Source organism: Xenorhabdus szentirmaii DSM 16338 (genome assembly GCF_002632585.1).
Classification (GTDB): Bacteria; Pseudomonadota; Gammaproteobacteria; order Enterobacterales; family Enterobacteriaceae; genus Xenorhabdus; species Xenorhabdus szentirmaii.
Genome location: NZ_NIBV01000001.1, coordinates 626,517 through 650,210 on the forward strand (window position 1 = coordinate 626,517; position 23,694 = coordinate 650,210).

Sequence of the window (23,694 nt, forward strand, 5' to 3'; positions counted from 1 at the left end):
ATCATGCAACCCAGTGCCACATTGTATAGGTTCATGAGCGAATACTCTCACGTCTCTTCTTAACTCTCGAAACATTCAAGGATATTATGAATAACCAACAGACTGCCAAAGGTATCCTCTATGCCTTAGGTGCCTACCTCATTTGGGGTTTCGCTCCTATTTACTTCAAAGAAATACAATACGTCCCCCCCGATGAAATCGTGTCACACCGTGTTATCTGGTCGGTTTTCTTTATGGTTCTGTTGTTGACGGTAACCCGTCACTGGCGTCAGGTTGCATCTGCCATCAAAAAACCGAAAATCCTTCTGCTGTTGGGTGTTTCTGCCTTTACGATTGCCAGTAACTGGCTGACTTATATTTGGGCAGTCAATAATAATCACATGCTGGAAGCCAGCCTTGGGTATTTTATTAATCCTTTGGTGAGTGTGTTGTTCGCGATGATATTTCTTGGTGAACGCTTTCGCCGCATGCAGTGGATCGCCGTAGGCCTGGCCGTTACAGGTGTATTGATTCAACTGTGGCAATTTGGTTCTGTGCCGGTGATTGGCCTGTATTTGGCAACAACGTTTGCACTTTATGGACTCATTCGCAAGAAACTGGGCGTTGATGTTCAAACCGGTACGCTGATTGAAACCATTTGGGTATTCCCGGTTGCACTGATTTATCTGTTGTTTTTCACACATACTCCAACCAGCAATATGTTGAATAACACGATGTCCTTGAATCTATTGCTGATTGCTGCGGGTATTATCACGACTGTACCGTTGTTATTTTTTACGGCCGCGGCGTCCCACCTGCGTTTGTCCACACTGGGATTCTTCCAATATCTCGCCCCGACATTGATGTTCTTGCTGGCAACACTGGTTTATGGTGAAAAAATTGGTTCAGAGCGTTTGATCACATTCGGCTTTATCTGGGCAGCATTGCTCCTGTTCACGTTGGATGCACTGTATACCCAGCGACGCCTGCGTAAGTAATCCGGTTATCCCTCCGCCCTTAAATGGGCGAAGGTATCAACACCGTTCATCTGCCATTTACTGAAAACCAGCTCTGAAAGCGAGTTCTGAAAACAGGTTCTGAAACTATGCCCTGGAAAAAAGTTTCGGAAAGCAATAAAGACAAATATCCGGATTCAGTTTGGCCGGAATAATTAACATGTTATCAGGAGAAAGGAGTGTGAACTTCAGTCACACAGTTATCTATGTGACTGAAATAAATCAAGGCAGGCAAAAAACAGCGACCTGAAATCGGTATAACCTGTGCGTTTTTACAGCCAGTTTTTCCGCTTGAAATAGAGATAAGGCGCCAGCCCTGCGGCTATCATCAATCCAATGGCCGCTGGATAACCAAATGTCCAATCCAGTTCTGGCATAAATTTGAAGTTCATCCCATAGCTGGAAGCAACCAATGTCGGTGGCAGGAAGACCACAGAAACAACGGAAAAAATTTTAATGATGCGGCTCTGTTCAATGTTGATAAAACCCATCGCCGCTTGCATCAGGAAGTTCACTTTCTGGAACAGAGATTCGTTGTGCGGCAATAAGGATTCAATATCTCGCAGAATTTCACGGGCCTGTTCGAGCTGATTGGCAGGCAAACGAGCACGACGCACAAGGAAGTTCAGTGCACGCTGGCTATCCATCAGACATAAACGAACTTTCCAGCCAATATCTTCCTGCTCTGCAAGGTTGGAAAGCGCTGAATCAAATTCGTCCCCTTGCTTGCCTTCCATGATGACCCGGCTCAGGGATTCCAGTACGCTGTAAATATTTTCAATGACGTCAGCCAACTGCTCAATTTTGGTTTCGAACAGGTCCATCAGCAGTTCATAAGCATTTCCGTCAACCATCGTCTGGTTACGGGCGCGCATTCGGTATAATCGAAATGCAGGGAGTTCACGCTCTCGCAATGTGTAGAGACGGCCATCACGGATCGTAAATGCGACGGTCGAGTTGCCAGCATGGTCTTCGGCATCTTCAAAATAGAAGAATGAGTGGACATGCATCCCATCTTCATCTTCAAAAAAACGTGCCGATGCTTCGATGTCATCCAGTTCAGTGCGGGTTGCCAGAACTTGCCCAAGCTCATTTTGGACCCGAAGACGATCATCATCCCCCAATCCAACCAAATCTACCCACATGGAGTCGGATAACTTATCACCTTCTTCAAATTCAAGACGGAGCAGGCGATTATTCTCTAATTTAAATGCGTTCAGCATGTACCATAAGTCTCCTTATACTCCCTACATTTATTGTAAGGCGCGAATGTTACGCTCAGAAGAAAAAGCCTGTCAACATTCAACCGGATTATTGGCCTGTTTCGAGTCTGGCATAAGCGGCGACCAGCCACTTGATGCCTTCACCCTGAAACGCGATCTGCAAGCGGCAATGTTCCCCACTGCCTTCTATATTGATAATCGTCCCTTCACCAAACTTGGGATGGCGTACACGCTGCCCGAGCGCATAGCCGCTATCATTGGCACTGATGGGTGTGCCCAATCGTTTATGGTTTACCGGACGGGATACCGTGGCACGCAGACGAACTTCTGCCACACATTCTGTCGGTAGCTCTCCAATAAAACGAGATGGACGATGATACACTTCTTTGCCGTATAAGCGACGACTTTCCGCATAAGTCAGTGTCAGTTTTTCCATCGCCCTCGTTACACCCACATAAGCCAAACGACGCTCTTCTGCCAGCCTGCCACTTTCATCAAGGGACATCTGGCTCGGGAACATTCCCTCTTCCATTCCCACGATAAAAACCTGCGGAAATTCCAGCCCTTTTGCCGAGTGCAATGTCATCAATTGTACGGCATCCTGATAAGCATCTGCCTGACCTTCTCCTGATTCCAGCGCGGCATGAGAAAGAAAAGCCTGCAAAGGCAGCAGATTTTCATCTTCGTCCGTGTAGCTGAATTGACGTGTTGCCGTGACAAGTTCCTCAAGGTTTTCAATGCGCGCCTGCGCTTTTTCGCCTTTTTCCTGCTGATACATAGCCCATAAACCAGAATCGCGGATAATGCGATCTGTCTGTACATGCAAAGGCATTTCCTGCGTTTCTGTTTCCAGCGCCTCAATCAATTCAAGGAAACGCTGCAATGCCGATGCCGCCCGTCCCGCCAGCACTTTTTCCTGAATCAGCAACTGGCAGCTTTCCCATAGCGTTTTTTGCTGATCACGCGCGACCTGACGCACAACATCAAGTGTCCTGTCGCCAATCCCGCGGGTCGGTGTATTGACCACACGCTCAAAAGCCGCATCATCATGACGGTTTGCCACCAATCGCAAGTAGGATAAAGCATCTTTGATTTCCTGACGCTCGAAGAAACGCTGGCCGCCATAAATGCGATAAGGCATGGAGGCCTGTAACAAGGCTTCTTCCAAAACACGGGACTGGGCATTGCTGCGATACAGAATAGCGCACTCTTTCAACGCGCCCCCATTATCCAGCCAGTGCTTGATGCGGCCAACAACATAGCGGGATTCATCCAGTTCATTGAACGCGCAGTACAATGAAATGGGTTCACCTTCTCCCCCTTCAGTCCACAAGTTTTTGCCTAACCGGTCACTGTTATGAGCGATGAGTGCATTGGCAGCCTTGAGGATATTGCTGGTAGAACGATAATTCTGTTCCAGGCGAATGGTTTCTGCGCCGGGAAAATCTTTGAGGAAACGCTGGATATTTTCCACCTGAGCGCCACGCCAGCCATAAATGGACTGATCATCATCCCCAACGATCATGACCTTGCCGGTTTCACCTGCCAGAAGACGTATCCAAGCATATTGAATGCTGTTGGTATCCTGAAATTCATCAACCAGAAGATTAGTAAAACGTTCACGGTAATGCTGCAGAATTTGAGGCTTGTTTAGCCAAAGTTCATGAGCACGCAACAGCAATTCGGCAAAGTCCACTAACCCCGCACGATCACATGCCTCTTGGTAGGTCTGGTAAATTTTCAGCCATGTGGCTTCCACCGGATTGCCATAGCTTTCAATATGCTGCGGTCGTAGCCCTTCATCTTTTTTGCCGTTGATATACCACATGCCCTGACGGGCAGGCCACTGTTTATCATCCAAATTCATCGCCTTAATGATTCGCTTTATCAGGCGGTGTTGATCTTCGCTGTCAAGGATCTGGAAATCCTGTGGCAAACCTGCATCAAGATGATGGGCGCGCAATAAACGGTGTGCAAGGCTGTGAAAAGTACCAATCCACATGCCGCCCTGACTTGTTCCAATCAGGTTTTCAATGCGGTGGCGCATTTCTGCGGCGGCTTTATTCGTAAACGTTACTGCCATGATGGAAAATGGAGAGGCATTCTCAACTGACAATAACCAGGCAATACGATGAACCAATACACGCGTTTTACCACTACCGGCACCCGCCAACACCAGCATATTTTTACGGGATGCCGCGACTGCTTCGCGTTGTTTATCATTCAGGCTTTCGATCAGATAAGAAACGTCCATAATTACCATCAATTGAGTAAGTGATACTGTTTTTTTATACAGATTACAGGGCGGAATTATAACAGTGCTATCAAAGAAGCCAAATCAGAAATCTCAACATGGGGCAGCAAGCGCCCTTCTGGCTCCTGCATCAGATTCTTATTGTCGAGATTAATCCAACATGCCTGCATTCCGCTGCAAAGTGCACCTTCAACATCGGTTTTAAGATTATCCCCCACATGCAGGATCTGATTTACCGGTAAACTCAACCGTTCAGCCGCCGAATGATACATATCTGAATAGGGTTTGGCCCGTCCATCTGTACCTGCTTTCAATACAAATTCAAAATAAGGGTCCAACCCGAAAGCGGCAGGTTCTGCATTTCCATTAGTGATTGCCACCAGCGGTATTTTTTCCGCCAATATGGAGAGGGTGCTATGAGTTGCTTCCGGAACAGTGATTTGATTACGCCAATGTGTAAAGCAGGACATAATCTCATCAGTACCCCGCACTGCTTCTTCACGGCTGAAACCGTAATGGATGAACATCAGTTCCGACGATTGACGGCGCCATAATGTCATATCATGGTAAATGTCTGGTTCACGCTCAAGAACGGCCTGACGGTATAAAGAGAGGTCTTCACGCTTGAATTGGCTGAATTTGGCGTCGTACTGCCTGATAAAACACAACACTTCTTTTTCGGTTTTATCGATAACAGGATGATTATCGTAAAGCGTATCATCCAGATCGAATGTCATCGCAGCAAACGATGCGAGAGGCCGATAAAAACGCATTATGATTTTCCTCGCTTGGCTCTGGGGTGGGCCACATCATAAACTTTGGCCAAATGCTGGAAATCCAAATGAGTATAGATTTGGGTCGTTGACAGGTTAGCATGACCAAGCAATTCCTGTACTGCGCGCAGATCTCCACTGGATTCCAAAATATGCGTAGCAAAAGAGTGGCGCAATTTATGGGGGTTGATATGGCTGTTCACGCCTTGCTTAATCCCCCACTGTTCAAATCGTTTCTGTACATTGCGGGCCGAAATCCGTTTCCCGCTTCGGGTAGAGATAAAAATCGCATTATCATCCGGTTCAAATAACCCCCGCATTTCCAGCCAACGTTGAAGCCATTCCTGCGCCGTACGGCCAAAGGGGACTTTACGTTCTTTGCTGCCCTTGCCATGCACCCAAACTTCACCACTTTCCAGATCTAAGTGACGGCAGTCAAGGCCGACCAATTCAGACAACCGAAGCCCTGCACCATACATCACTTCCAGCATCGCCCTGTCGCGGATTGACAAGGGATCATCCATATTGATGTCAAGCAATTGGCTGACTTCATCTACATCCATGTTTTTAGGTAAATGGCGTTTTTTGCGAGGCGCACTGACGGATTTGGCCGGATTAACGCCAAGTGCCCCTTGTGTGACCATCCAGTCAAGAAAACTGCGCAAGGAAGAAAGCCGGAGGGCAAGGCTGGCAGACTGCAATCCTGCACGACGGCTACGGGAGGCAAACACTCTGACTTTCTCCGGCTCCAGCGCCTGCCATTCATGTATTCCCATTTCCACGGACATTCCGGCCAAAACGGTCAAATGACGCCGATAATTGAGAATTGTGACAGGACTTAAACGCCGCTCAACCCGCAGGTAATGTAAAAAAGCCTCTACAGACTCCAGCAGTCGATCAATTGGCTGGCTCATGCTCGTTCAATCCAACGGGATAATAATCCCGGCAGCAATTTGGCTAAATGATCCAGCAGATCAGTCCCCATCCCTTCGTGATAATGATGTTTATCATGGCTATTGAAAATCACCATGCCCAAATCCCCTTGCATGCCCAAAAGAGAAATCGCCACCGAGCCGACATGGCGTGCCTGTGGCATCAACAGCAAAATTTCCGGGCCGTGCAATGTACCAAGGTAATGGTTGTTATCACCAAACCGCTGGATACGGATAGGTTCAAAAGCATAGCGGGAAAGGGACAGCTCCGGTGAATTCAGGGGAGCGCCAAGACGCCATTTGTCATTGAATAACCGAATGTAGCTGTTGCTTAATCCCAGTGTTTTGGTCCATAAACTCAACCGGGCCAGAAAATCCTGCAAACTCTGGGCACTCGAAAGCTCAGAAACCAAAAGCAGGAGATGACAGAACAAGACTTCATTTTGCTTTGCATGCTCCACCAAATGGTTTAGCTCATTTTCCAGATAACGGATGTGGTTTCTTTGGCGATTCATGTGCCATTCCATCAAAGAGACACTTTCCCTGACCGGATGGGGTACTCTTATTTTATCGACCATATTGGCATTGCGAATAAAAAAATCAGGATTACTCAATAGGTAATCCACAACCACTTGATCATCCAACCCATTTTCGATGTGCAATGGCTCGTTCTTTTTACGCATCTTTCAATGCCTCATATATCCAGCATGATTCAATCAACATCAAACCAATCACGAATGAGAATCACAAATGAATTGTACCATCATAGACATGGGTTGCCGCTCCTGTCATATAAAGTGGGGTTCCCGGTCCATTCCAGCTAATTTGCAAAATACCGCCGGGAAGATCAACTCTCACTTGGTTATCCAACAGATTTTGTTGTATCCCCACAGCAACCGCTGCACATGCACCGCTACCACATGCCTGAGTTTCTCCGGCACCACGTTCAAAAACCCGCAACCGAATGTGATTTCTGTTCATTACCTGCATAAACCCGATGTTTGCCCGTTCAGGAAACCGTTCGTGACTTTCTAATATCGGCCCCAATATTTCTACCTCAGCGGTATTGATATCTTCAACCTGTATAACACAGTGAGGATTTCCCATTGATACCACACCACAAAGCACTGTGCGTTCCATTGCGCGGATAATATACGTTTTTTCAGCCTTGTTAGCTCGAAAAGGAATACGCTGCGGTTCAAAGTTGGGTTCACCCATATTGACACAAACTTGATCATCATTTGTAACGCTCAACACCATCCGGCCCGCTTGTGTACTGACTTTGATATCACGCTTGTTAGTCAGCCCCTTAAGGCGGACAAACCGGGCAAAACAGCGGGCCCCATTACCGCACTGGGAAACTTCACTGCCATCTGAATTAAAAATACGATAGTGGAAGTCTAGGTCAGGATCATAGGGGGCTTCAACAAGCAGGAGTTGATCAAAACCAACTCCGGTATTCCGGTTAGCCAAACGGCAAATTAGCTCCGGAGAAAAGTAAACATTCTGGGTCACTGCATCAACGACCATAAAGTCATTGCCAAGACCGTGCATTTTGGAGAACTGCATATACGACCCCCAAGAAAAATCCCATGACCAACGGGCTATTATTAAGCGTTCACTGATATTTTATTTTTAAAAACCGCTTCCTGACATATCCTTTGTCTGCGCTTTATTCATGTTGCTCACAGTATCTTGTGCCGCAAATGCTTTGGCGGGGGGAAAATAAAGGGGGCCTTTTAAGCCACAGCCAGCCAGAGAAAGTAATGTTATGATAGCCAGCGACCAACGGAATTGTTTTTTCATCATATTAATGCCTGTGATTCATGCGCCAATACTCTCTATAATCGCAGCTAGGCCCTGAAAAGCAAATAGGAAATAAACATGAACGACAGCGAATTTCATCAATTAGCCGATAAATTGATGCTTCATCTCGAAGAACAATTAGATAATTATGATGGTGACGCGGATATAGACTGTGAAACAAACGGCGGTGTGATGACATTAAGTTTTGAAAACGGCAGCAAGATCATTATTAACCGCCAAGAACCCTTCCACCAAATCTGGCTGGCAACCAAAAATGGGGGATACCATTTTAACTATCAGGATAGCCAGTGGGTTTGCGATCGCAACGGGGATAATTTTATTGCTGTATTGGCACAAGCCATCACAGAACAGAGCGGTGAGCCGTTCCAACTTCTGTAATTTCCCTTTAAAAGGACTTGATGGATTTCAACCTTAGCCGCACAAAGGCTAAAATCAATCCTCAATCCGCCGGTCGCATAGCCATCTATGCGACCGGCGGATCAATCAAACATGATCCATAAGCATGATCAATACGGCATGATCAATAGTGGTAAAGTGAACGGTAAGACTCGCCTGCCCCACATGCCTCTTCAAGACATTCATCGGCGGAGCGCCTGATATCGTTGGCTTCCATATCTCCCATCGGGAATGCACCTTCCACAAACGGAGCGACGTGCGTTCGTTCGCTTTTCTTAACGATTTGATAAAACTGCGGCAAATTGAAATTGATAAAACTAGAGCCATAAGTAAAGCGGTCATGTGATGACGAATAAAAGCGGCTAACATCCCGGACCAATTCTTCTTTACTTCCTTCGCAGTGTGAATAAATTTCAACCCGATTGGATTCATCAAGAATATAAATATTAAAACCTTGCTCGTTTTCAATGTTTTCGAAAAAAAACTGAATAATGCCCTCACAGGCAAATCCATCTATCACTGGCGGCAAATGCTTCTCTTTGGTATCAATCTTGACCGGTAAGCCATGTAATTTGGTATTGGATATCGCGCCATAAAATTCCACTGCATTTTCCAGTTTTTGCACTGACACGTTTAATCGTTCAAAGAATAACCCCCAGGTTTGACCCGAGATACGCACTGCTTTAAAACGATTGAGATCTTGGCGATTGCTGGAGAGACGTAATTCTATGCATTCTGAAACTAACTGCCGGATACGAGTACAAATAAGCCCGCTCAAATGCTCGCTGTAACAGAAGACTTCAACACCGGACGGTGGGGCGGCATCCCTGTGCATTTTACCCAATATAGTCTTCAACGCTTCCAGTACGGATTGCTCACCACTGAAATGCAGCGTTCTCACTTCATTCCATGAATTGCGGTAAAGCAAATCAATGCTTCCCACCAAACATTGTTGCGACTCGCCAAAACTGAATACATTCAAATTCCTAAAATCAAAATGTACAACTTTCTCGCAGAGTTCAGCGGTTGGATCTTTTTCCAGATTAACGATGATGGCTAAATGACGTATTTCACAAGGACTGTACAGTGCTTTTGGTGTTGGTGCCGGTAAACGGATCGGAAAATGTGTTGCGATATCATCGACCAAATGGCAAAGCTTGCGTCTGTCACACAGTGAGTCCCCGGAACGAATGTGAATCCGGGTTTCTTTGGTCAACAGGCCATTGAAGTAAGTCCAGGAAACTAATTTATTGAGGTAACGGTTATATTCCAACGGCTGGTGCCCGATAATCGACTCTATCGTTGGAGCACGATTATACAGATACCACCCGCTGCGGTTCACTCGCCCGGCAGGCACATAAATGAACGTCAGATCCTGCTCTGACAGATCCGGTGATATTTGGGGATTCACCAAGGTGACTTTACCGGGCAATGCTTCAAAAGCCGCATACAATTTACGGGTCAATACACCGATATCCTGCGGGCTTGCGCTCACACTTAAATTGTTGCGGCGGGCAAAACGGATAAGATTGCGATAGCTTTGCATCATGGTATCGAGTAGTTCATTGTGGGCATCACGTACCTGCTCAATTTTCCATGAACTGCGATTATCCAACATGGCCAATTTCTCATCGTCCCAGTCCCATTCATGCACCAGCTGGGAAATAACCTGACGACGCCATCCTGTACAACCTTTGTCATGCCGGCTTTCCTGCACTTTTTCGCAGACCTTCAGGTAAAAGCAACGGCGGGCTAAATCAAGGCGGGTAAGGTCGTTCGTGGCAATCAGATAACGGGTCACACGCTCCAGCATCATGCTATAGGCATCAAGACCAAAAGAAACAATCTCACCGTCATGGAAATGTTGTTTCATCTCCAGTGACAGCAGTTTTCCGTTCGGGTATTCCCATGAATAAGCTTCCAACAACAAGCTTTTCAAAACCGCTTTATAAGGGGAGTCCACGCTCTTGTATAATTGCCAGAGGCTGGCGCCAAAATATTCTTCTGCGGACAGTTCCCCCAACCCCCCGAGATCCAACCATTCATTTGGCGTCAGGACCCCTTGGGCATAAAGGGAGAGAACATATTCATCATAATGGGCTTCTTCTTCTACAGGCACCGTCGTCCACAGCAGACGTTTACCGGCCATACAGACCGCCGTGCGGTAAAATTCATCCAGCAAAAGGATATGCTGGGTTGAGCCGCAGTCTTCACCGTTCAGGCGCCCGCACGCATTGTGACGAAAACGATTTTCATCAATCAGAAAAAAAGTGGCTTCAATGCCCAGCGAGGCAGCCCACTGTTCTATCAACGCACATTTTTGCTCTAATAACGCTTTTTCACCGTTATCCAGCCAGGATTGATGGCAAACCCAAATATCAATGTCAGAGGAACAACTTTGTCCTATGGAGGAAGTGCTGCCCATTGAATAAATTCCCGTGATCGGCAATTCACCATTGGACATATGTGGTAAAACATCAGACAGTTGGTTTTCCGGATCATCAATCCAAACTCGCTGAGTTTCATCCGGCGTAAAAAAACAGACGCCATGAGGAACATCGCCGTCGAGATAACCTGGCATCATTGTATGATGATAATGTAATAATACTGGGATTAAACTATAAACTTGTTTAAACGCGGCACTCATTGAGTCAGTGGCACGTTCTAGCCTAAGTTGATTAATTGCATCCAGTCGCTGTTTCAGCGTTTCAATATAAAGATACAAAGGTTTCGCCTGATATCAGTCCAGTGCCCACAGTAGCCCCTGTTTCCGATAACAATGGGTATTACAGAATGTTTTTGAATTATTTTTACAAGTTTATTGTCGGAAACGTGATCAATTTAACACCTTGCAGTCGAAGCGTAAAGTACGCATTATCATCTTTTCATTTCTTCTGCAATAGTCAAAGTACAATTAACTTGTTGTAAAATATTAAGTTAATCACGAAATCAACACAAAATAGACATGTTTAAATAGATATTATAGTCAATTATTCTTCATATTAGTCTGTAAGATATTTAAGACTCTAAAAGATATTCAATCACTAGCCTGCTATAAATTTTCAGCTAATAATATTTTTAAATTGTTAAATATAGTCCCTGCTTTTTCTTTCGAACTAAATTCAAATTATTATTTTTCTTTTAAATCAAACTGTTTGTTTATTTCATTTATTTTAATAAAATATTATTTTAATTTTTAAAATTATTTTTGCATTAGTATCTACGTACAAAATTACAGACTATCCATGCCTGACCAACGCCTGAGCAACTGGAAAAAACATCATTGAAATGTTAAAACTGGCACTATTTTCTCACTATTTGGTAGCTAACTGGTGGCGAAAAGCCGCTATGTTCAATCGAATCATCCATGACAATGAAAAACATTCACATCGCAACCCGCCAAAGCCCGCTGGCTATGTGGCAAGCGCACTACGTTAAAAAGCAATTGGAGAGCTTCCACCCGGGACTTAGCGTAGAACTCGTCCCAATGGTCACCCGTGGGGATATTATCCTTGATACACCGTTGGCAAAGGTGGGCGGCAAGGGGCTGTTTGTGAAAGAGCTGGAATTGGCACTGCTTGAGAAACGAGCTGATATTGCTGTCCATTCCATGAAAGATGTTCCCGTCGCATTTCCCGATGGTTTGGGTTTAGTCACAATCTGTGAACGGGATGATCCACGCGATGCCTTTGTTTCAGTAAAATACGCCTCGCTCGATGAGCTGCCCGCCGGCGCGATTGTAGGAACATCCAGTTTACGCCGTCAGTGCCAGCTCCGCCAGTTACGCCCTGATCTTGTCATTAATGACTTGCGCGGTAATGTCGGTACCCGCCTGAGCAAGCTTGATAATGGCAATTATGATGCCATTATTCTGGCAACGGCAGGGCTGAAAAGATTGGGGCTGGAAGAACGGATTCGTATGCCTTTGGCACCTGAACTGCTGTTGCCAGCTGTTGGGCAAGGCGCTGTGGGCATTGAATGCCGGCTTGATGACCTGCAGACGCGTGAACTATTGGCGCCATTAAACCATGCAAGAACAGAGATCTGCGTTCTTGCTGAACGAGCGATGAATACGCGTCTGGAAGGGGGCTGTCAGGTTCCGATTGGCAGTTATGCCATCTGGCAGGGTGATAGTATCTGGCTACGGGCATTGGTTGGCGCCCCTGATGGCAAAGTCATTGTACGTGGTGAAAGAGTGGTAGCACCGGAAGAAGCCAGTCAGGCAGGCGTGGCATTAGCTGAAGAATTGCTGGAAAAAGGCGCACACCAAATTCTGGCCAGTGTTTACCAGAGGAATCTACCCGAATGAGCATTCTGATCACCCGCCCCTCCCCTGCCGGAGACGAATTGGTCAAGCAATTGCAGGCTGTGGGAAAAACAGCTTTCAGCTCGCCACTCATCGAAATATTCCCAGGGGCTGATTTGCCATTGCTGTCAAAAAAGCTGCAATGGCTGTCTGCGGGTGATCTGGTTTTTCTGTTGTCAAAGAATGCCGTTGACTATGCCAATGAACAACTTATCCGGGAAGGCCGATCATGGCCTGATAATTTGTCTTATTATGGTATAGGCAAATCGACTTCCCTGAGGTTTTACCACCAGACTGGCCGGAACATCCTTTGGTCAGAAAAAGGTGAAACCAGTGAAGCGTTATTGCAACTTCCCACCCTGATGCATATGGACAATAAAAATATCCTGCTGCTTCGGGGAAATGGCGGACGTGAAGTGATAGCCTCTACACTGAGAAATCGGGGAGGAAAAGTTGATTACTGTGAATGTTACTCACGACAACCCGTTAAATATCTTGCAGCAGATTTCAGCCGCCACTGGCAGCAATGTGGTATAAAAACCCTCGTGGTAACAAGTGGCGAAATGCTGCAACTGTTATATAACTTAGTAACTGACAGTGATGGAAAAGCATGGCTACTGGGCTGCCGCCTGATTGTCGTTAGCGGGCGCCTTGCCGATATTGCTCGATCTCTAGGCTGGCTGGCAATAAAAATAGCCAAGAGTGCAGATAATGACGCCTTAATGCAGGCGCTGGAATAAACCAATTATGGGATGTTCATTATGACGGAACAAAATCAATCCACCGACGCGGTTGAGACTAAACCAACTGCTCCCCAGAAGTCCAAAAGTTGTGGCTGGGTGGGCAATACTCTCTCAATCGCTATTTCTCTGGCGATTGGGATAGGTGGCTTTTACATTTATTATCATGGTAAACAGCAAAATGCGGCATTAATCGCTGAAAATAACACTCTTCAACAGCAAATTGCCTCACTGATGGAACAGCAGTCTACCGATAAACAAAATCTTGACGCCAAGATCCAAACATTAGAAACATCCTTGAAAGAACAGATTGAATCTCAAAACCATCAGTTAGATGAGCGTGTAGGCAAACTACAAACACGAGTTTCATCACTTTCAAATTCTGATATCGAAAACTGGCGACTGGCGCAGGCAAGTTCTCTGGTTAAAATGGCAGGCTACAAAATATGGAGTGAGCAGGATGTCACCACCGCCATCGCCTTACTGGAAGATGCTGACCGGAATATCGCAGAAATGGGCGATCCCAGCCTTATTCACGCCCGCAAAGCGATCAGAGACGATATAAATACGCTGACTAAAATCCAACAAACTGATTTGGAAGGTATTATTCTGGCGCTGAATCAACTCTCAAACCAAGTGGATAACTTACCGCTTATTGATAGAGTTGAACAAGGCGCCCCCATGGAGAAAAATAACCGGGAAATTACGGCTTCGCTCTCAGATTGGAATAAAAACCTGCGCAATAGCCTGAAAAGTTTTATGGACAACTTTATTACCATTACACCCCGTGATAACAATAAAGCTGCACTGCTGGCCCCTAATCAGGATATTTATCTGCGTGAAAATATTCGTTCTAAGCTGCTGATTGCTGTACAGGCAGTTCCCCGCCAGCAAGAAGAAATTTACAAGAAATCACTGGAATCTGTCGGAGAGTGGGTCAGAGCCTATTTTGATAACTCAGTGCCAGATACCGAAAGCTTCTTAAGCAGTGTTGACTCATTGGAAGCGCGATCACTTTCTATCACGCTGCCTGAACAACTGGAAAGCCAACAAATTCTGTCCGAGCTGGTGCGTAAACGCATCTATAATTTACCCGGTTCCGAGCCGGCAACCCCAAAAAATCATGCAGAGGCTCAATCTGAACCTGAGCCGAAGCGCCAAACCGAATCTGAAACGCAATCTGAGCCAAAACACCAACCACCGTCTGAGCCGCTATCCGGTCAGGCAGAAACTCACGTTGAAGAGAGCTGAGCATGCTAAAAGTATTACTACTGTTCACTATCCTCATTATAGGTGTCGTACTCGGCCCTATGTTATCCGGACACCAAGGATATGTGTTGATCCGAACGGATGCCAAAGATATCGAAACCAGCATCACAGGGCTGGCGATCATGTTCCTGTTGCTGCAATTCCTGCTGATTTTTATCGGTTGGTGTTATCGTCGGCTAAAACGCACCAGCACATTTACCCACAGCTGGATATTTGGCGGATACAAACGCAGTCAGGCTCGTTCACAGACCAAACAAGCCCTGCTTAAACTTGCGGAAGGGGATTTCAAGCAGGTTGAGCATTTAATGACCCGCAATATTGACCATGCTGAGCACCCTGTCGTGAACTACCTGATGGCGGCTGAAGCTGCCCAGCAACGCGGGGATTATTTCAGGACCAATCAATATATTGAACGTGCCGCAGAAGTTGCTGATAAAGATCAACTCCCGGTTGATATTACCCGCGTACGTATCCAACTGGCCCAGGGAGAGATCCACGCTGCACGCAATGGCGTGGATAAATTGCTGAATTATGCCCCACGCCATCCTGAAGTATTACGGTTGGCTGAACAGGCCTATACTCTTTCGGGTGCTTATCAATCACTGATTGATATTTTGCCTTCAATAATGAAGATCGATCTGCACAATGAAGACGAAATTATTAAACTGCGTCAGCAAGCCTATGCCGGGTTAATGAATCAGGTGATGGCAGAAAAAGGCAGTAATGGCCTGAAAATCTGGTGGAAAGATCAAAGCCGCAAAGTGCGCCATGATATCGTACTGCAAGTCGCCATGGCCGAACATTCAATTGAATGCAATGATCATGATACTGCGCAACAAATCATTCTGAATGGATTAAAGCAACAGTATGACGAACGCCTTCTGTTATTAATTCCGCATCTTAAAACAAGCAAAGCCGAAGCCGTGCAAAAAACACTGGCTCACTTGTCAAAGCAACATGGCGCCACCCCCTTGCTCAACAGCACGATAGGGCAAGTCGCTTTGCGTCACGGAGAGTGGGCAAGTGCCGAAACCGCATTCAAAGCAGCGCTTGCACAACGTCCTGACGCCCATGACTATGCATGGCTTGCTGATGCCTTCGATAGATTGCAGAAGCACGAAGAAGCCGCCCAAGCCCGCAGCAAAGGTTTTATGCTGACGTTGAAACGCGACAGTGATATCGAAAGCTGACATCCTCTGAACCACTGGGTTTTACGGCGTTTTTGGTAAAGCCTGCTAATTTTCCCGGTTAACGGTAATATGAATCATTTGGGATAAAATAAGATCGTTAACCGGGTATCCATACTGTTTATCCCTTTCATCACCTCTTCCTGAAAACGAAGCTTTGCGACGTACCAAAAACGTACCCGACGAGAACTTACCCAATAAGTACAAGATCAACAGGCAAAAAAAAACACCTATCAAAAGATAGGTGTATAAATCCAATCAGGTCTACAGACGGATAGTGCCTCACTCAACGTTGTGTCCTGTTTGTGATGAAAAGCAAATACGCTGACTCATCTATAACGTGGACCATAGGCACTGGAAATTAGCTCTACATCATCCCGAGGTTTATGAAGTCGATGCTGTCATAAGGAGTAGGATGAGTATCTACAGGGTAGATTAAGCATTTTCCGTGCCAAGTTTTTTAATCAAAGTAAATCTCGTTAACTCCCACCTTAATCAACTTTCTGTAACCAAGATCCATTTTTTCAACAGATAATTTCTAAAACACCGTCTCTCATTAGAGACGCCTTCAAAGTTATTTATATATTTTTCATTAAAATCAAAATATTATGTGTCTCACATTTGAGACACTCAATAATGAGATTGTCGTTAAAATACAACATCAACAAAAAACCACTTTTAAAACATAAAATTAACAAAATGGTAAAAATCATGGGGTTTAATATTATGTTTAAGGAAAAGATAAAGTAACTAAAGGAAATTGGAGAGAAAAAAAAGAAAAAGAAAAAGAAAAAGCCCCGCTGTTGCGGGGCTTTTTCAGGAACATGGTCGGCGAGAGAGGATTCGAACCTCCGACCCACTGGTCCCAAACCAGTTGCGCTACCAAGCTGCGCTACTCGCCGAAATATATTTTTTAGCTCTCTTTTCTATGGTGCGAAAGGGGGGACTTGAACCCCCACGTCCGTAAGGACACTAACACCTGAAGCTAGCGCGTCTACCAATTCCGCCACCCTCGCATGTCATAAAAAAGATGGGGTGGCTAACGAGACTCGAACTCGCGACGACTGGAATCACAATCCAGGGCTCTACCAACTGAGCTATAGCCACCATAACAACTATCTTTTTTCAGATACTGTCTTACTACTTACAACGAATCGCGTTTACCACGATAACTCATTGTCACTGCTCCTGCACGCTTTAATGGCGCGCCCGACAGGATTCGAACCTGAGACCTCTGCCTCCGGAGAGCAGCGCTCTATCCAGCTGAGCTACGGGCGCTTAACGCCGTTGCGGTGGAGGATAGTACGGATTTAATCTCCAACTGTCCAGTGCTTTTTTAAAAGAAATGATGCGTTTGATTACGCTTTGTTCATTTAGGTGATAAAGACAGCACATTTACACCACGATGGCGTTTTCAGATCAAAAAAACGGTCAGGGCTATGTTAATTCTTTCCGCTGCTGAATGATGTATTTCACTAAATAGAGGAATGACACAACCAACAAAAATATCCCACCCACGATAAGTGAAAAACGTGTATCCGGGTTAATGGCCATTCCAACCAACACACAGCAGAGGAAAATCAAGGTCAGGTAATTGATATAAGGAAACAGGATCGATTTAAAGCAATGCTGTTTCAGTGCTTCCTCGTGATGCTTACGGAAACGCAGCTGACTCACCAGAATGACAAACCACGGTACCATACCCGGCAATACGCTGGCACTGTAAACGTAAACAAATACAGCCTTAGGGTCCGGAAGCAGGTAATTCAGGCTAGAGCCTGCAATCAAACAACCGATGGTGATCGCGATACATTTCACCGGTACACCGTTTTTCGACAAATTAAGCAGTGAAGCCGGAAGTTGGCGGTTCTGTGCCAGCGCGTACAACATCCTGCCGCCGCAGTACATTCCACTGTTACAGCCAGAAAGCGCTGCCGTCAGAACGACAAAGTTAATGACTGCCGCCGCAGAGACGATACCGACTTTGGCAAAGGTCATGACAAACGGACTGCCGTGTGACTCAATTTCAGTCCACGGGAACAACGTCACAACAATAAAAATAGCACCGACATAGAAAATCAGGATACGCCACAAGATATTGTTGATCGCTTTCTTGAGGGTAATTTGTGGGTTTTTCGCTTCACCGGCAGTAATCCCCACCAGTTCAACCCCCTGATAGGATGCCACAACAATACAGAGGGCAAACAAAAAGCCTTTCCAGCCCCCGGAAAAGAAACCACCATGTGACGTCAGGTTATCCAGGCCAATAGGCTGCCAACCATTGCCCAAACCGAAGAAAATCAAACCGACGCCAATCAGAATCATCACGATAATCGTCGTGACTTTGATCATGGCAAACCAAAACTCCAATTCACCATACAACCTTACCGCCGCCAGGTTTGCCAAGGCAACCAATCCTACTGCGACTAATGCAGGTATCCACTGGGGCAGTTCCGGGAACCAAAATTTGGCATATTCACCGATGGCGGTGATTTCTGAAATCCCCACCGAAACCCACATAAACCAATATCCCCATGCTGTCAGGCATCCCCAATATGGACTGAGATATTTATGCCCGAACGCCGCAAATGAGCCGGTAACAGGTTCAATAAACAGCATTTCGCCCATTGAACGCATGATGAAAAAGACAAAAAGCCCAGCAATAATGTAAGCCAGCAAAACAGACGGGCCGGCCCATTTCAAGGTACTGGCTGAACCCATGAACAGCCCTACGCCGATAGTGCCACCTAGCGCAATCAGCTCAATATGACGTGCCTCAAGTCCTCTTTGCAGGCTCTGTTTTGAATCACTCATAAAACTCCCTATCCACTTTTATGATGTTTATATTTGCAAACAGAAAAAATACAGGAATTGATAATCAATCATTGTAAAAAAGGCTGGGATCAAAGCACGTTTTGCCGAACAGTGAAATAAAAAATTACAAAATTAAGCCAATGCCAGTTTTATTTCACATAAAAGAGGGGGAAAACAGCATTAATAATGGATGATTTCTATACAATCAACAGACGGGGTTTTCACACTGTTGCCACACGCACAGTTGGTTTTCTGCAAACGCAGTTGGCTTTCCACAAACACAGAGGTGAAAAAGCCGGGATCAAAGCGAGGTAAAACGGAAGTGAATACCTGTCGCCGTTCAAGTTACAGCTCCATTGGCGGCAGCCTGAAACCCACTGGGCACGGGGTATCGATCCGCTGGATTACGTGATGCAGGGCATTTCTGCTATACCCTGCTTTTGTTATGCCCTGCTTTTGTATTTTTGGCATTCAAATTTGCTGAAAGCAAAATGGCGGGTCAGAGTTTGCCACCATAATAATAACCAAGAAACCTTAATAACTTGATTTGCCTACGGATACGGCTTGGTTGGGATAACAGGCGATACAACCATTCCAACCCCAAATTTTGCCAAACCTTTGGAGCACGTTTAACACGCCCGGTAAAGACATCGTATGTGCCACCAACCCCCATATACAATCCCTCTGGGTGTACTTTGCGGCAATCACGCATGAAAATTTCCTGTTTCGGGGAACCCATAGCGACAGTGATAATCTTTGCTCCACTGGCACGAATCCGCTCAAATACGGTATCGCGGGTTTCTGGTGTAAAATAACCGTCCTGACTACCCACAATATTCACGTTCCACTGGGTACATAATTTGTTTTCTGTCTCAGCCAGAACCTCAGGCTTTCCACCGATCAAGAAAACGGGCGTACCTTCACGTCCCGCACGCTCCATCAAGGCTTCCCATAAATCGGCACCCGCAATGCGAGCGACATCTGCACCCGGATATTTACGACGAATGGCGCGTACAATGCTGATACCATCTGCGTACAGATACTCAGCCTCATCCAGCAACATACTCAATGCATTGTCTTTTTCTGCCGTGAGAATTTTTTCTGCATTAATTGCAACCAATGTACCCGCCTTCACTTTCCCATCTTGAAAAAGGTGATCAAGAAAATGCGACATACCGCGAAATCCCCAAATATTGAGGCCACGAATGCCGTATCTGGGAATATTATTCAGCGCCATTTTTCTTCCTTACATCCAGAGCAACAGATGTTTTTTGTGATAAAGCTAAATTACTGGCAGTGAACTTACGTATCAGCCCTACACTGTCAAACAACCAATACAATAGTTTCGCTGCAACCAAACACAGCCCAAAAACAAGACAAAAGAACACAACACGGGAAACGAAAGAGTCCACCCCTTCACGAGCCAGAACTATCATGTTAAATATGGCCCCAAAGCAGAAAGCCTGTAAAATTGCTGCCTTATAACGATTGCTTTCCTGTTTTCCCGCATCATAGATCCAATCGAACCATTTAATAATTAAGCCAACCGCCATGGCACCCAGAGGGATAAAAAGTACCCCTCCCATCACCACCAGTGAACCAATCAACGTAGGGGAAATAGCAAGGCCTGAGTGATTATTCAATACATCCCATGTAAAGTAATTAGCGGTGTTCCAGACCAAATTGGGCCGATCCGGCCATACCCAACTGGGAATGAAAACGTAAAAATCACGGATAATGGGCGCCAATCCCTGAAAATCTATTTTGCCGTAGTTATCCAGCAACAGCGCCAGATTTTCCCACGGCGAGAAAGTATCTCTTGTCAGGTAAAGGAATGTATAAAATGCCTCTGCCCCACTGACGTCCAGACTATAGCGTTTCAATGCCAGCCAGAACATACCGACAATCCCCATGATCCCAGCGGTGAATAACATCCACAAAGTGATCCAACCACGGACAATGCCGATAAAGAGGAACAATGCAAACGCGATGATGATATTTGCCCGTGTTCCGCCCACTATCACATAAGTCAGAATGCCAAACCCGACGGTTCCTGCCAGAAAGCACAACCAACGGATTTTAGTTGGCTTCAGGAAAAACACCACCAGCATGGCCGGAATGAAGAAATAGAAAAAACGCTTAAGCGCCACGCCAGAAACCTGACTGGAGAATATCTGACTATAGGACTGCAATTTAAACAGCAAGAAACCATTCTGGAGAAAGAAAGCCCCCACTGTCGTGATGGCAATACCAGCCAACAGAAGCCATGTCAGATTAGTTTCTACCCGATTCATGTTGAATAGAGGCCTTCGCGATGAAGACACAGATGACATTTCCGATTCCGTACCATTGCCGCGGCGAGTTTTGGCGCTGAGCCGGGTTTTATAAGCAACATAATAAATGGCATAGAAACAACCCGATGCCAACATGGCATTCAGCAATGAATCCACTGGCACAACCTGCACCCCAAACTGGAACACAAGCATGCAAGTCAGGGGGAAGCCGAAATAGAATGTCAGCAGATACAGCAATGAGAAAAAGACATTAAAATTAAAGCGAACACGCCGGAATTCCAAGTATGTCAAGACCAGGATAAAGCTCAGAGAAAGCACGTAAACAACAAATAATCCACCGAATTGCGCCAAAGTCATTGCTTTTCTCCGGATGCTGCCAATAGGGCGATTTTCCAGCCCTCAATGAAATTGGGATCAAAAAAAGCAATGGCTTTTTTATCGAGGGACAATATCTGATGCTGAACCACCTGCACCCAGTTCTTGTTCAATTCATCACCATCAAACAGAACAGGAATGTTCTGTTCTGTTAAATCGTGCCAGAATGGATTTTGGCGACTCAAAACAAACGGGATTCCCAACTGAATCAGTAAACAGAGCGTGCCAATACCCTGCTGACGAGTAAAAATGAAATAACCTAAATCACATTGACGCAACAATGACAGATATTCATCGAAGTCTATTTTTTCTTTCAAAACAGAGACGTTTTTTGCCGGAAACAGTGACAGTGCAATTTGTTCCACGCTCCGGATATAGGCTTGATTATTATCAGGATACCCCATTGGTATAATGACCCGGGCTTCATTGCCGAACTGCCGGTGAATTTTGTGCAAGGCTTCACCATGACGGTTGGACTGATCACCTGAATTCCCCAGTAAAATGGTGATGCCTTCTGAGGAAAACGCTTTTTCTGTTACGATCAATTCAGAATTCATGCGCGTCGGGAAGTAAAGCAATGATGACGGCACATGAGATTTGGACTGGTGAAAATACTGGAGATCACCACGAGTGGCAAAAATATGCCCTACTTTCTTCTGAGCCAAACGGCGTAACTGATAGAACAACCGGAATTTCAGCCGACGAGAATCTTCATATAAATCAGCCCCCCACGCATGCCACCAAAATTGGTGCGACTTGATTTTTCCCATGAAAAGCGCCAGCCACAAGGCTGCATTAAACTGCCCATGGAAAAAGAAACGCGTTGTTTTATCAGCCTGTGCCTTTTCTATCACCGCCCGTGATAAGGCCGCCTTGCTGTCATAAGCTGAGATGGTCAGGCCAGAATAATTCGATAGCCATGAGTGGTCTTTGGATACCACCATAAAACACGGTTTAGCAGGGAAGCTCATCTCCTGCGCCAAAACGTCATTAAAAAAACGCAGCAGCGTTTGATTATGATGTGGGATATCCGATCCCAAAACGTGAATGAGGGTTGTCATACTCGCCTGCGGTAAATAATAAATACGCTACAACAAAGAATGAAATAAACAATATATGTTGCCATATAAGACTGGGCCGCTCCCAATGCCCCATTTTCCGGTATCAACCAATGAGAAAATAGGGTCAGCAAAAGGAATTGGCTGATTTCAGTCAATATATAAAAACGCAGTGCTGCTTTCGCTATCACCAGATAACCAAAGACATAAGCGCCAACTTTTAGCACATCTCCCACCAGTTGCCACGCAAACAGCTCCCTCATGGCGATAAATTTGTCCGAAAACAGCAACCAGATGGCAACGTCCCGCAACAACCAAACTGAAAAACTGGCAACAGCCACCGCGGGTAAAACAAATTTCAATGCTTTCACAATCTCACTGGCAATTTCTTGCTTATTATCCAGACGGGACAGTGTCGGCAGCAAATAAACAGTGAAAGAAGCCGTGATGAATTGTAAGTAAGCATCCGAGATACTGCTGACCCCTTGCCAAATCCCAACCTCTTCCCAGCTATACCGCTCTGCCAGTAAATTCCGCATCATGATATAAGCAACGGGCAACGTCATGGAGGTCAGCAACGCCATCAGCGTAAATTTGCCCAAATGGCTGGCAATCGCACGATCCCACATTGGCTTCAAGGCCGGAAGTGTAATGGCCTTGCGACGCATAATCATCAGCCCGGCAGGAAAAACAACCAATGCAGGCACCAGAGCCAATCCTGCCAACGCACCTTCATAACCCCCTACCCAATAACAGAGAGTGTAAGCGATAACGCCTGTTAAGCTGCCCAAGATAACCGCCAGCGCGTTTCCCTGAGCATCTCTGAATCCTTTCAGGATCGCCAGAAAATAGTTCGCGTAAGCGATACCCATTTGTATAAATGCGAGGGCCTGCACAACAGTTTTGTAACGGTTATGCCCAAATAACCCAAGACTGATGGCATCACTGAACAACAGGAAAACCACTGCCAACACGGTTGAAAACCCCAGAATGATTGAGGACGACGTGCCCAACACTGCCCTGAGCTTTTCTGGTTGTTGATGGTGTTCCGCTACGTATTTGGTCACTCCATTAAAAATCCCCGCACCGGACAATACGCCCAGTACGGTGATAAGTTGTCGGAAATTACCTGCCTGCCCAACACCCGCTGGGCCGAAAGAGACAGCAAGAAGTTTAATAACCAGCAAACCCATGCCGATTTTGATCAGCGTGGAGCCAGCTGTCCAAACAGAAGCTTTGGCAAGTGACATA

The 23,694-nt window shown here is 45.8% G+C and carries 20 protein-coding genes and 4 tRNA genes; 7 read left to right on the top strand and 17 right to left on the bottom strand.

Going from position 1 to position 23,694, the window contains the following annotated elements; genetic code table 11:
• Positions 1–86: 86 nt before the first annotated feature.
• Positions 87–977 carry an EamA family transporter RarD gene (gene rarD / locus Xsze_RS02920; protein ID WP_038242296.1) on the top strand — a complete coding sequence of 297 codons (891 nt, stop codon included), beginning with the start codon at positions 87–89 and terminating at the stop codon, positions 975–977.
• 290 nt (positions 978–1,267) lie between these two features.
• Here the strand turns inward: rarD and corA are convergent, their stop codons facing one another.
• The 7 genes from corA to lptM all read right to left on the bottom strand — a co-directional run bounded on the left by corA (position 1,268) and on the right by lptM (position 7,983).
• Positions 1,268–2,218 (bottom strand): magnesium/cobalt transporter CorA, encoded by a 951-nt coding sequence (gene corA, locus Xsze_RS02925; RefSeq protein ID WP_038242291.1) that lies wholly within the window; start codon positions 2,216–2,218, stop codon positions 1,268–1,270.
• Positions 2,219–2,306: 88 nt separating this feature from the next.
• Positions 2,307–4,472 carry a DNA helicase II gene (uvrD, locus tag Xsze_RS02930; protein ID WP_456303150.1) on the bottom strand — a complete coding sequence of 722 codons (2,166 nt, stop codon included), beginning with the start codon at positions 4,470–4,472 and terminating at the stop codon, positions 2,307–2,309.
• A 56-nt stretch (positions 4,473–4,528) separates the two neighbouring features.
• Positions 4,529–5,245 carry a 5-amino-6-(5-phospho-D-ribitylamino)uracil phosphatase YigB gene (gene yigB / locus Xsze_RS02935; protein WP_038242286.1) on the bottom strand — a complete coding sequence of 239 codons (717 nt, stop codon included), beginning with the start codon at positions 5,243–5,245 and terminating at the stop codon, positions 4,529–4,531.
• On the bottom strand, positions 5,245–6,159 hold the full coding sequence (gene xerC, locus Xsze_RS02940; RefSeq protein WP_038242283.1) for a tyrosine recombinase XerC: 915 nt from the start codon (positions 6,157–6,159) through the stop codon (positions 5,245–5,247). The genes yigB and xerC overlap by 1 nt, the downstream gene beginning before the upstream one ends.
• A complete protein-coding gene (locus Xsze_RS02945) occupies positions 6,156–6,860 on the bottom strand; it encodes a DUF484 domain-containing protein (protein WP_038242281.1) in 705 nt (234 codons plus the stop codon). Before Xsze_RS02945 ends, xerC begins: the two co-directional genes overlap by 4 nt.
• Before the next feature lie 61 nt (positions 6,861–6,921).
• Positions 6,922–7,746, bottom strand: a complete 825-nt coding sequence (gene dapF / locus Xsze_RS02950) for a diaminopimelate epimerase (RefSeq protein WP_038242280.1) — start codon at positions 7,744–7,746, stop codon at positions 6,922–6,924.
• Between the two features lie 66 nt (positions 7,747–7,812).
• Positions 7,813–7,983, bottom strand: coding sequence for an LPS translocon maturation chaperone LptM (lptM, locus tag Xsze_RS02955; protein WP_071991850.1), 171 nt, complete (start codon positions 7,981–7,983; stop codon positions 7,813–7,815).
• Positions 7,984–8,061: 78 nt separating this feature from the next.
• Here lptM and cyaY point away from each other — a divergent pair, with 78 nt between their 5' ends.
• Complete coding sequence (gene cyaY / locus Xsze_RS02960; RefSeq protein ID WP_038242278.1) at positions 8,062–8,382, top strand: iron donor protein CyaY; 321 nt, start codon at positions 8,062–8,064, stop codon at positions 8,380–8,382.
• Between the two features lie 142 nt (positions 8,383–8,524).
• Here the strand turns inward: cyaY and Xsze_RS02965 are convergent, their stop codons facing one another.
• On the bottom strand, positions 8,525–11,125 hold the full coding sequence (locus tag Xsze_RS02965) for a class I adenylate cyclase (protein WP_038242276.1): 2,601 nt from the start codon (positions 11,123–11,125) through the stop codon (positions 8,525–8,527).
• 642 nt (positions 11,126–11,767) lie between these two features.
• Between Xsze_RS02965 and hemC the strand changes: the two genes are divergently transcribed.
• From hemC to hemY, 4 genes are read left to right on the top strand one after another with little or no spacing between them, the layout of a single operon-like run.
• Entirely contained in the window at positions 11,768–12,709 is a 942-nt protein-coding gene (hemC, locus tag Xsze_RS02970; protein WP_038242274.1) for a hydroxymethylbilane synthase, read from the top strand.
• Positions 12,706–13,446 (top strand): uroporphyrinogen-III synthase, encoded by a 741-nt coding sequence (gene hemD, locus Xsze_RS02975; RefSeq protein WP_038242271.1) that lies wholly within the window; start codon positions 12,706–12,708, stop codon positions 13,444–13,446. Before hemC ends, hemD begins: the two co-directional genes overlap by 4 nt.
• A 21-nt stretch (positions 13,447–13,467) precedes the next feature.
• The gene (gene hemX / locus Xsze_RS02980; RefSeq protein ID WP_071991849.1) at positions 13,468–14,697 is read left to right on the top strand and encodes a uroporphyrinogen-III C-methyltransferase; all 1,230 of its coding nucleotides are present in this window, start codon (positions 13,468–13,470) and stop codon (positions 14,695–14,697) included.
• Positions 14,698–14,699: 2 nt separating this feature from the next.
• Complete coding sequence (gene hemY / locus Xsze_RS02985; RefSeq protein ID WP_038242267.1) at positions 14,700–15,905, top strand: protoheme IX biogenesis protein HemY; 1,206 nt, start codon at positions 14,700–14,702, stop codon at positions 15,903–15,905.
• Positions 15,906–16,727: 822 nt separating this feature from the next.
• Here the strand turns inward: hemY and Xsze_RS02990 are convergent.
• From Xsze_RS02990 to thrP, 5 genes are all read right to left on the bottom strand, one after another.
• A tRNA-Pro gene (locus Xsze_RS02990) sits at positions 16,728–16,804 on the bottom strand.
• A gap of 27 nt (positions 16,805–16,831) precedes the next feature.
• Positions 16,832–16,918 (bottom strand) — tRNA-Leu (locus Xsze_RS02995).
• 15 nt (positions 16,919–16,933) lie between these two features.
• Positions 16,934–17,009, bottom strand: a tRNA-His gene (locus Xsze_RS03000).
• A 94-nt stretch (positions 17,010–17,103) separates the two neighbouring features.
• Positions 17,104–17,180, bottom strand: a tRNA-Arg gene (locus tag Xsze_RS03005).
• Between the two features lie 159 nt (positions 17,181–17,339).
• Positions 17,340–18,716 (bottom strand): bifunctional threonine/serine APC transporter ThrP, encoded by a 1,377-nt coding sequence (thrP, locus tag Xsze_RS03010; protein WP_038242265.1) that lies wholly within the window; start codon positions 18,714–18,716, stop codon positions 17,340–17,342.
• A gap of 190 nt (positions 18,717–18,906) precedes the next feature.
• Between thrP and Xsze_RS03015 the strand changes: the two genes are divergently transcribed.
• Complete coding sequence (locus tag Xsze_RS03015) at positions 18,907–19,128, top strand: hypothetical protein (protein WP_038242264.1); 222 nt, start codon at positions 18,907–18,909, stop codon at positions 19,126–19,128.
• 87 nt (positions 19,129–19,215) lie between these two features.
• Here Xsze_RS03015 and wecG read toward each other — a convergent pair whose 3' ends face one another.
• From wecG to wzxE, 4 genes are read right to left on the bottom strand one after another with little or no spacing between them, the layout of a single operon-like run.
• The gene (gene wecG, locus Xsze_RS03020) at positions 19,216–19,953 is read right to left on the bottom strand and encodes a lipopolysaccharide N-acetylmannosaminouronosyltransferase (RefSeq protein ID WP_038242263.1); all 738 of its coding nucleotides are present in this window, start codon (positions 19,951–19,953) and stop codon (positions 19,216–19,218) included.
• The gene (gene wzyE, locus Xsze_RS03025; protein WP_038242262.1) at positions 19,940–21,367 is read right to left on the bottom strand and encodes an ECA oligosaccharide polymerase; all 1,428 of its coding nucleotides are present in this window, start codon (positions 21,365–21,367) and stop codon (positions 19,940–19,942) included. Before wzyE ends, wecG begins: the two co-directional genes overlap by 14 nt.
• Positions 21,364–22,446, bottom strand: a complete 1,083-nt coding sequence (locus Xsze_RS03030; protein WP_038242260.1) for a TDP-N-acetylfucosamine:lipid II N-acetylfucosaminyltransferase — start codon at positions 22,444–22,446, stop codon at positions 21,364–21,366. The genes wzyE and Xsze_RS03030 overlap by 4 nt, the downstream gene beginning before the upstream one ends.
• On the bottom strand, positions 22,443–23,693 hold the full coding sequence (gene wzxE / locus Xsze_RS03035) for a lipid III flippase WzxE (RefSeq protein WP_038242258.1): 1,251 nt from the start codon (positions 23,691–23,693) through the stop codon (positions 22,443–22,445). Before wzxE ends, Xsze_RS03030 begins: the two co-directional genes overlap by 4 nt.
• Position 23,694: the final 1 nt, after the last annotated feature.

What these genes read in the sequence shown, in the direction of transcription:
- rarD (WP_038242296.1), top strand. Translation starts at nt 87, where the DNA reads ATGAATAACCAACAGACTGCCAAAGGTATCCTCTATGCCTTAGGTGCC.
- corA (WP_038242291.1), bottom strand. Translation starts at nt 2,218, where the DNA reads ATGCTGAACGCATTTAAATTAGAGAATAATCGCCTGCTCCGTCTTGAA.
- uvrD (WP_456303150.1), bottom strand. Translation starts at nt 4,472, where the DNA reads ATGGACGTTTCTTATCTGATCGAAAGCCTGAATGATAAACAACGCGAA.
- yigB (WP_038242286.1), bottom strand. Translation starts at nt 5,245, where the DNA reads ATGCGTTTTTATCGGCCTCTCGCATCGTTTGCTGCGATGACATTCGAT.
- xerC (WP_038242283.1), bottom strand. Translation starts at nt 6,159, where the DNA reads ATGAGCCAGCCAATTGATCGACTGCTGGAGTCTGTAGAGGCTTTTTTA.
- Xsze_RS02945 (WP_038242281.1), bottom strand. Translation starts at nt 6,860, where the DNA reads ATGCGTAAAAAGAACGAGCCATTGCACATCGAAAATGGGTTGGATGAT.
- dapF (WP_038242280.1), bottom strand. Translation starts at nt 7,746, where the DNA reads ATGCAGTTCTCCAAAATGCACGGTCTTGGCAATGACTTTATGGTCGTT.
- lptM (WP_071991850.1), bottom strand. Translation starts at nt 7,983, where the DNA reads ATGAAAAAACAATTCCGTTGGTCGCTGGCTATCATAACATTACTTTCT.
- cyaY (WP_038242278.1), top strand. Translation starts at nt 8,062, where the DNA reads ATGAACGACAGCGAATTTCATCAATTAGCCGATAAATTGATGCTTCAT.
- hemC (WP_038242274.1), top strand. Translation starts at nt 11,768, where the DNA reads ATGACAATGAAAAACATTCACATCGCAACCCGCCAAAGCCCGCTGGCT.
- hemD (WP_038242271.1), top strand. Translation starts at nt 12,706, where the DNA reads ATGAGCATTCTGATCACCCGCCCCTCCCCTGCCGGAGACGAATTGGTC.
- hemX (WP_071991849.1), top strand. Translation starts at nt 13,468, where the DNA reads ATGACGGAACAAAATCAATCCACCGACGCGGTTGAGACTAAACCAACT.
- hemY (WP_038242267.1), top strand. Translation starts at nt 14,700, where the DNA reads ATGCTAAAAGTATTACTACTGTTCACTATCCTCATTATAGGTGTCGTA.
- thrP (WP_038242265.1), bottom strand. Translation starts at nt 18,716, where the DNA reads ATGAGTGATTCAAAACAGAGCCTGCAAAGAGGACTTGAGGCACGTCAT.
- Xsze_RS03015 (WP_038242264.1), top strand. Translation starts at nt 18,907, where the DNA reads ATGATTTCTATACAATCAACAGACGGGGTTTTCACACTGTTGCCACAC.
- wecG (WP_038242263.1), bottom strand. Translation starts at nt 19,953, where the DNA reads ATGGCGCTGAATAATATTCCCAGATACGGCATTCGTGGCCTCAATATT.
- wzyE (WP_038242262.1), bottom strand. Translation starts at nt 21,367, where the DNA reads ATGACTTTGGCGCAATTCGGTGGATTATTTGTTGTTTACGTGCTTTCT.
- Xsze_RS03030 (WP_038242260.1), bottom strand. Translation starts at nt 22,446, where the DNA reads ATGACAACCCTCATTCACGTTTTGGGATCGGATATCCCACATCATAAT.
- wzxE (WP_038242258.1), bottom strand. Translation starts at nt 23,693, where the DNA reads ATGTCACTTGCCAAAGCTTCTGTTTGGACAGCTGGCTCCACGCTGATC.